The following is a 1,391-nucleotide window of genomic DNA, read 5'->3' as shown; positions in this document are numbered from 1 at the left end:
ATCGTACATATCACTATTTTGGGGTATAGCAGATATAGAGTATATAATGCGACTCTTTCTATTAAACAATCAGACATTTTGGATGTGTTAGAAGAATCTTTTCATGAATTCAAAGGGGTATGTGAGAGGATTCAGGTGGATAATGCCAGGGTATTTGTTGATAACGCTTCAGTTAATAATTTTAAGTGGAATTCACGTTTTTTGAATTTTTGTGGATTTTACGGTATAAAGCCCACCCGCTCTCTTCCTGGTCATCCCTGGAGCAAAGGAAAGGTAGAGAACCCGTTTTATTATCTTGAAAACCATTTTATTAATAACAGATCTTTTGATTCCTTTGATGATTTTTATAACAAGTTAAAAGAGTTTCAACATCAAGTAAATAATACTCTCCATAAATCCCTAAATAAAACACCTTATGAAGCTTATTTAATAGAAAAAGAGCATCTGTTTGAGCTACCTAAGACAAAATATGTGGGTTTTAAAGAAGAATTCCGTAAAGTGACTTCTGATTGCTTGATCTCATATAATGGCAATCGTTATTCTGTTCCACATTTATATGCTAGAAGTGAGGTATGGATAAAGCGTTATAAAGGAATATATCTACATATCTATTCTAAAGTTAATAAGTTGATAGCGGTGCATAGACTCGCTGCAGGTAAAGGCAAGGTAATCATAGATAAAAGTCATTATAAAGGTTATAATTGTAAGGAATCTCGAGAAACATTTGCCCTATCTGCAGAAAAATTAAAAAACAGATTTAATGACTATACCAGATTAGATGACTTTATACTCGCAGTGAAGTCACAAAAAAGATTAAATCCTGCCTATCATCTTTATCAAATAAGGCGTATTTTTGAAGATTATTCAAAAGAAGACTGTATAACATGTATGGAAAAATGTCTGAAATATAATGTCTTTAATTTTCATTTTGTAAAAGGTTATCTTGCTGATAAGGCGAAGATTAAGGTAGATGTGTCCAGTTATTCAATTAATAATCTCACTTTTCCAAAAGTAAATATTAAAAGACCATTATCGGAGTATAGCCTATGAAATTAGCAGATAACAATATCTCCCAAAGTATAAAAGAATATTGTAAACTTCTATCTTTGCCTGTTGTTGCTGAGTGTTATGAAACAGAGGCAGAAAATGCTGTCAAAGCAAAAATCTCCTATCAAGAATATCTGTATAAGGTTCTGCAAAATCAAATAATTGTAAGGATAGATAACTCTATAAATGCAAAGATAAAAAAGGCCAAATTCCCTTTTATCAAGACCATTGAAGAATTTGATTTTTAATTTCAGCCCAGTATAGATGAAAAACTTATTTACGAACTGGCTAATCTAACTTTCCTCAATCACGCAAAAAACATTATCTTTGTAGGGCCTCCTGGG

The 1,391-nt window shown here is 31.8% G+C and carries 1 protein-coding gene and 1 pseudogene; both read left to right on the top strand.

Features of this window, described 5'->3' with window-relative positions; all coding sequences use genetic code 11:
* Positions 1-1,050: Mu transposase domain-containing protein (locus tag ACYQ0O_RS12940; protein WP_459893736.1), on the top strand; the 1,050-nt coding region annotated here is incomplete at its 5' end.
* A pseudogene (locus ACYQ0O_RS12935) lies at positions 1,047-1,391 on the top strand (ATP-binding protein); the annotation flags it as partial. The gene ACYQ0O_RS12940 and the pseudogene ACYQ0O_RS12935, both read left to right, overlap by 4 nt.

Source organism: Desulfothermus okinawensis JCM 13304 (assembly GCF_054654515.1).
This window is presented reverse-complemented; position numbering and strand designations above follow the sequence as displayed.